This is a genomic window from Paenibacillus sp. JT22N1 (genome assembly GCF_059692155.1).
Window position 1 is genome coordinate 438,975 of sequence record NZ_JCAUAW010000005.1, and the last position, 6,815, is coordinate 445,789.

The following is a 6,815-nucleotide window of genomic DNA, read 5'->3' on the forward strand; positions in this document are numbered from 1 at the left end:
GACTATGGTTATGGACATGTGGTTAAAAAGATTGCGACCGAATACGAACACATGGAGTCAAAATATCGTTATTTTGATGATGACACTCGCTTTACTGTTTGCGATCCTGCTCCCGCTTGCGGAGCTCGCAATCAAAGCCATCACCAATCAAGATGGAGATTTCATAGGTCTTTCTAATTTCACGAAATATTTCTCGACCCCGGCGTTGGTCAATTCATTATGGAATTCCATCAAGGTTTCATCAATAGCGACTTTCATTGCAGTGACACTTGGATTCGGATTTGCATATGCGCTGGAGAGAAGCGGAATCCGATTTAAATGGTTATTCCGATCGGTTGCCTTGCTGCCGTTATTTGCTCCCTCCATGCTTCACGGTTTAGCGCTGATTTATTTGTTTGGCAATCAAGGGCTTATCTCCACCGGCTTCTTCGGGGTGCTGCCTGAATTCCGTATTGAGCTTTATGGACCGGTCGGCATTGTCTTTTCCGAAGTTTTATATACGTTCCCTCAAGCATTTCTGATGCTGTCCGTAGCCCTGGCAAGCTCCGATTATCGTTTGTATGAAGCGGCGGAAACACTCGGGGCCTCCAAATGGCGTATGTTTTGGACGGTCACCATACCAGGAGTCAAATTTGCTTTGATAAGCGCTATTTTCGTTTGTTTTGTTCTGACGTTTACAGATTTCGGGGCCCCCAAAGTCGTAGGTGGACAATATAATGTTCTTGCCACAGATTTGTACAAGCAAGTCATTGGTCAACAAAATATGCAAATGGGATCAGCTGTAGGGGTTTTACTGCTTATTCCTGCCATTATTTCATTTGTCATTGATCGAATTTCTGTGCGAAAACAGAGCGGGTGGCTCAGTGCAAAATCACCCCCCTATCGGATTGAGAAAAGTAAGCTGCGAGACGTTATGTACTACGTGTTTTGCTCCCTTTTGTCAGCTGTCATACTCAGCATCATTCTCGTTGCAATCTATGGGTCTTTAGTAAGAGTTTGGCCTTATAACTTACAGTTTTCTTTCGCTCATTACGACGGTTTTTTGGAAGGAACAGGACCTTTCGTTAACAGCTTGGTCATATCCGTAGGTACCGCCTTGATCGGCACGATAGTTACATTTATGTTTGCTTATCTGATTGAAAAGTCTAAAGGCTTTCTGTTCTTGCGTAATGCTGCGTATTTCCTTTCGATGCTTCCGCTCGCACTGCCTGGTTTAGTGCTGGGTTTGATTTATGTATTCTTCTTTAACAATCCGAATCAACCCTTGCATGGGTTGTATGGAACCATATGGATTGTAATCCTATGCAACATTGTTCATTTTTACTCGGTTTCCTTTTTAACGATGACATCGTCTCTTAAAAAGCTGGACAGCGAGTTCGAGGCTGCTTCGGAATCGATGAACGTACCCTGGTATCGGACGCTGCTCCGGGTCACGTTACCGATGTCGCTGCCGACGATTGTAGAGATTTTTGTTTACTTTTTCATCAACAGCATGGTTACGGTGTCGGCGATCATCTTTCTGTATGCACCTGACTTAAAACCTGCTGCTGTAGCGATTGTTAATATGGAAGATTCCGGAGATATTGCCCCGGCGGCGGCCATGTCAACGTTAATCATACTGACCAATTTGATTGTTCGAACGCTCGTCATGCTAGTCTCAGGGAGATTGCGTCGGAAGACAGAAGCGCTCTTGGTCAGGAAAGAGGGGTAGATTTGAAATGACTGAATTAATTATCAACAACAACCGCTTTCCTGTTAAAGGTATTTTATTCGATAAGGATGGTACGCTGCTGAATTTTATAGGTCTATGGGGCAGTTGGAGCGAATCGCTATACCGCCATTATTCTAATCAAATAGCAGGTAACGTAAACCAGGGAACGATCGACCACATCTCAGATTTATGGGGGACAGTTCATGACTCTACGGGGAAAATCACTGATTACAGCCGAAACGGTCCTTTGGCTATGGGATCTATAGGAGACTTGTTGGCTATTTTGGCTTGGCAAGGCTATCGTCTGGGGCTTCCTTGGAGTGAATCTATGCGATTTGCAAGAGAAAGTAAGCGATTGGCAGACGAAGAGATGGAACACGTACGCCCTGCTTATCCTTTACCGGGCGCCATTGACTTTATTAAACAATGCTGCGAACAAGGAATGTCTCTCGGTATCGTTACGGCGGATGAGACGTCAGAAGCCGTGAAACATTTAGAATGGATGGGAATCCGGCAGTTTTTTAAGGTGATTATCGGAAACGACCTGGTAGAGCAAGGGAAGCCATTTCCCGAAATGGTAGATAGGGCTTGCTTGGAACTTGGTTTATTACCACACCAAGTTGCGCTAATAGGAGATACCAACAGTGATATGCAGATGGGCAATTCAGCAGGAGTTGCCGTAACGATTGGACACATGAGTGAGGGAAATCCAGTTTTGAAAGAGCAATGGTTGAAAGATGCGAATGTAGTCATCTCTACCTATTCAGAGCTTCGCTTGGAGGCATCCATAGATGAAGGTTGAGAGTGGTTGGGGATGGGTATTTCTAGCACTCGCCATCCTGTTTGAATTATCGGGTACAACGTCGATGAAGCTATCCGAAGGATTTACCAAATTATTGCCTTCGGTACTCATGTTTGTGTTATACGGCTGCAGCTTTACTCTGCTTAACTTTGCACTGACCTATATTGAAGTTGGTGTTGCTTATGCTATATGGTCTGGCGTCGGTATTGTTCTCATTACCTTAGTAGGTTGTTTGATTTTCAAAGAATCTTTCAATATGAATCAAGCGATCTGGATGACACTAATTGTGATTGGTGTTATAGGGCTGAAAGTAAGCAGTAAAGCTCATTGAATCAACTTGAAGTCATGCAGAGTGAGACCATTTTTTGGGGGTGGTGCTTACGGATTGTCTCTGAGTAAAGGACGTTAATCGGGACACTAATGGCGATATTCAAAAAGCGTATCCACAGGATTTTACGAGGTTTTGAACAGGTTCTTAAAAAACTTAAAGTATGGAGGTTTTCTGTAGTGAAAAGAATTATATCCGTTACCCTCGCATCAATGATGTTAATCGGTACGTTATCAAACACCGCAGTAAATGCAGAGAATGACGTATTAGATGCCAACCCCCTTATGGCATCAATTAAATTCGATAATAATTTAAAGGACGATGCAAATCAAGGGAATTCGTTGATAGCACATGGAAATTATAGTTTTGTAGACGGTGTATTACCCGGGACCAAAGCTCTGCACCTAGAAAGCGGAAACGGCAATTATGTCGGTACGACGCAAAGCTTGAATGTTGGTGATGAAAGTTTTACCACATCCTTCTGGTATAAGGGCGACACTAAGAATAATCAGGTCATATTATCGAACAAGGATTTTAGTAAGGGTTCTAACGCAGGCTGGGCGATTTATACATCAGTCAATTCGGTCAATATGAATTTAGGATTCCCGGCCGCATCCGTAAATTTTGGCCGCGACACGTTTAATGCTTCCACTTGGCGTTACGTGACATTTGTTGTAGACAGAGATAAAATGCTCGGGTCGTTATATATTGATGGTTACGAAATGGCTGAAACTTCGCTGGGGCTCGGATCTTTAGATACATCGAACCCATTAAACATAGGCAGCGACGGAGTGGGCGGCAATGGTAGTAATTCATTCGATATCGCTGATCTGAAGGTTTGGAAAGGTGTATTAAGCAGTAATGTAGTTCAAGCTAATTATAATAATTACGGTCTAAATAAAGTAGATATGAACGCACTTAACGACGCAATATCAAAAGCAAATACACTAGTAGCAGGCGGTCTCGGCAACGGCTTCAGCCAAACCGATTTTGATTATTTGAAAAAGGTTTTTAATATGGCAACTTCGGTTGCAACAACGCAAAAAGTAAAATTATATACACAGGAAACCATCAATTATAACGAACGTGAACTAAACAACGCCATATTCATCTATGAAAAAAGCAATAAAACATTAACTCCCGCCGATTTAAATATGATTGATCAAAGCGACCCGGAAATCGCTGGTAGTGCAATCAATACGCGCGTGGAAGAAGATTATAGAAAAGCCCTGAAAGTATTCCCGCAGGCCGACGTAATGGTGCAGCCTGGCGACATTACCGGCGGTAACAATGCCAATGAATATGTGTGGATGGGTAATCTTACAAAAGTATACGATAAACTTAAAGCTGAGGGCTTATTTAACACTACGAAGTTATATATAGTAAAAGGCAACCATGATATGAACGGTACCGAAAACTTAATACCTGTTGGTACGGCGGGCGCGTGGAACGAATCAACGAATTCGTACAATAACGATTTCTATAACAGTGCTTATAGGGTAAAGATAAAAGGATATAATTTGATTGGTTTTGATGCAAATATTAACAGCAGCAGCACGGTGGGAAAAGCCAAAGATTACCTCAACCAAATTAAAAGTGAAGCGGATTATGATCCAACAAAACCCATATTTGCAATGTCTCACTACCCGGTAAGCGGAACCGTGTGGGGATCGGCATGGAGCAGCGGTGCAAGTAATAATTTCGGTAAATTTATTGTCGACAATAATTTTTCGCAGGTGTTTTATATGTCAGGTCATACGCAATATGACCCGACCGACGAACGTTCTCTCTATCAAGGTGCGGCTTCGTTTCTCGATTCCGGTGGTTCGAACTATTCCAGTTATCAAGATGACGGTCCGTTCGGCGGATATATAGAAGGCTCGTATGGAAGCTATCATACAACACCTCGCATCTCGAATTTCATAGAGGTTTACGGTACAAAATTGATCCTCAAGCAGTATAATTTAGCTACAGATGAATTTGTAAGCATACCTCGTGTAGTCAACATTGGCGAAGGCAAAGATGCCTTTAGCTATAGTAAGAAGGATATAAGAGATCTCATAGCTCCGCAGTTTGATGAGGGCATTAAGATCGATTCCTTCAATAACAATGAAGTTGCTTTTACAATAAAGCAAGCAAATGACAATGTGCGCAATTTGGAATATAATATTCAGCTTATCAACAAGATCACGGGGAAAGTGGACAAATCGTTTAACAGCCTTTCGTATCCGATGGACAAACCATTCGATGAGTACAGGAAATATAAGTTTACAGGTTTGACGCCGAATACTCCATATATAATCAGGGTATTCGCCGACGATTCCATGTATAACCGTTCGTCGGAGGACATTGACCTTAAGATTAACACTGGTAATTTAAACAGCATCACTGCGCCTGCTGACATAACAGGGGTGGCATTCGGATCGGCGAAGACAGCGGACGCCCTTAGATTGCCAGGGACAGTATCCTTGGTTACTGATGAAGGCGTTGGGAATGCCAATGTGACATGGAATGTAGATGCTTCAAACTATGATCCCACTGTAATGACTGTACAGACCTTCACTGTAAATGGAACTGTAACGTTGCCAACTGGGGTGGCAAATCCCAATAACGTGCCCTTGACAACAAGCATTAGCGTAACTGTTAATAAGATCATTCAGTCGGCAACGGCGACAAGCGAAGAAACAGCCGGTGAAAATGATAGTGCCTCCATGGCGATTGACGGGAACCCACAGACGATTTGGCATACAAAGTGGAATAAATCTGACGTTCTCCCTCAATCGATTACCTTGAAACTTGGAGCAACCTTCAAAATCGATAAAGTCAAGTATTTGCCAAGGCAATCAGGAAGCAACGGAATTATTACAGGCTATAACGTATTTGTAAGTAAGGATGGAGTGAGCTTTACTAAAGTTGCAAGCGGAACTTGGGCAAACGACAATGCGGAGAAAGTAGTAACTTTTGATCCGACAGATGCATTATATGTCAAGCTCGAAGCAACGGCGGGTGTTAACGGCTGGGCATCGGCTGCGGAGATTAATGTCTTTGAAGTTGAACATCAACCGCCAACGACAACGGACAATGCGCCAAGCGGCTGGGTCAATCAAGATGTTACTGTAACCTTAAGCGCGAGCGATAACGAATCGGGTGTAGCCAATACCTACTACATCGTAGACGATGGCGCTGTGCAAACGGGAACGACCGTCGTATTGTCGGAAGAAGGCGTGCATAAGCTTGTATATTGGAGTGTAGACAAAGCAGGCAACGTGGAACGGGCACATACAGTATCCGTTAGCATCGACAAGACAGCTCCGTCGATCGCGGTGTCCGTACCGGGAGATAACAGTATTTATAAAGATTCCTTGGATTTGACGCCTCAGATTGCATGGACGGATAACTTGTCGGGTGTGGACAGCAGCAAGACGACGGTGACGATGGATACGTATTCTTACCAAATCGGAACGGCGATCCCGCTTTATAAGTTGCCGCTCGGTCAGCATACCCTTATTGTTACCTCCAGCGACATGGCCGGCAATGTGGGAAGCAAGACCGTTCACTTCCAGACGGTGGCCAGCATTGATTCCTTGAAGGCGCTGGTAACACGGTTTGCCGATGCCAAATGGATCGACAATGCGGGAATTGCCAACAGCCTGCAGGCCAAATTGGCGAACAAAAATTTGAAGAGCTTTGTGAACGAGGTGGAGGCGCAAAGCGGGAAACACATTTCAAGCGAAGCGGCAACCTATTTGCTGCGAGACGCTCAATATTTATTGACACAAAAGTAGACATTATTTGATCACATTTGGATGGATCGGTAATGAAACGGGGGGAGATCAATTTTCTCCCCCTCATCGATTTGGACGATTAATGGTACCAAAGGTGATCTAAAGCTGCATTTCCTCGAACGAAGTCGAGCAACATGTTCAAGTTGCAGAATGAACGGTTGTGACCGGATAAACTAAATTGCAGATTGT

The 6,815-nt window shown here is 43.7% G+C and carries 4 protein-coding genes; all 4 read left to right on the forward strand.

All coding sequences use genetic code 11. From position 1 onward, the window contains the following. Positions 1-10: 10 nt before the first annotated feature. The 4 genes from AC58UU_RS13170 to AC58UU_RS13185 all read left to right on the forward strand — a co-directional run bounded on the left by AC58UU_RS13170 (position 11) and on the right by AC58UU_RS13185 (position 6,626). Entirely contained in the window at positions 11-1,711 is a 1,701-nt protein-coding gene (locus tag AC58UU_RS13170; RefSeq protein ID WP_497316214.1) for a putative 2-aminoethylphosphonate ABC transporter permease subunit, read from the forward strand. A gap of 7 nt (positions 1,712-1,718) precedes the next feature. Beyond that, the gene (locus AC58UU_RS13175) at positions 1,719-2,513 is read left to right on the forward strand and encodes an HAD family hydrolase (protein ID WP_497316216.1); all 795 of its coding nucleotides are present in this window, start codon (positions 1,719-1,721) and stop codon (positions 2,511-2,513) included. After that, positions 2,503-2,844, forward strand: a complete 342-nt coding sequence (locus tag AC58UU_RS13180) for a DMT family transporter (RefSeq protein WP_497316218.1) — start codon at positions 2,503-2,505, stop codon at positions 2,842-2,844. The genes AC58UU_RS13175 and AC58UU_RS13180 overlap by 11 nt, the downstream gene beginning before the upstream one ends. 176 nt (positions 2,845-3,020) lie before the next feature. Continuing rightward, complete coding sequence (locus AC58UU_RS13185) at positions 3,021-6,626, forward strand: discoidin domain-containing protein (protein ID WP_497316220.1); 3,606 nt, start codon at positions 3,021-3,023, stop codon at positions 6,624-6,626. Positions 6,627-6,815: the final 189 nt, after the last annotated feature.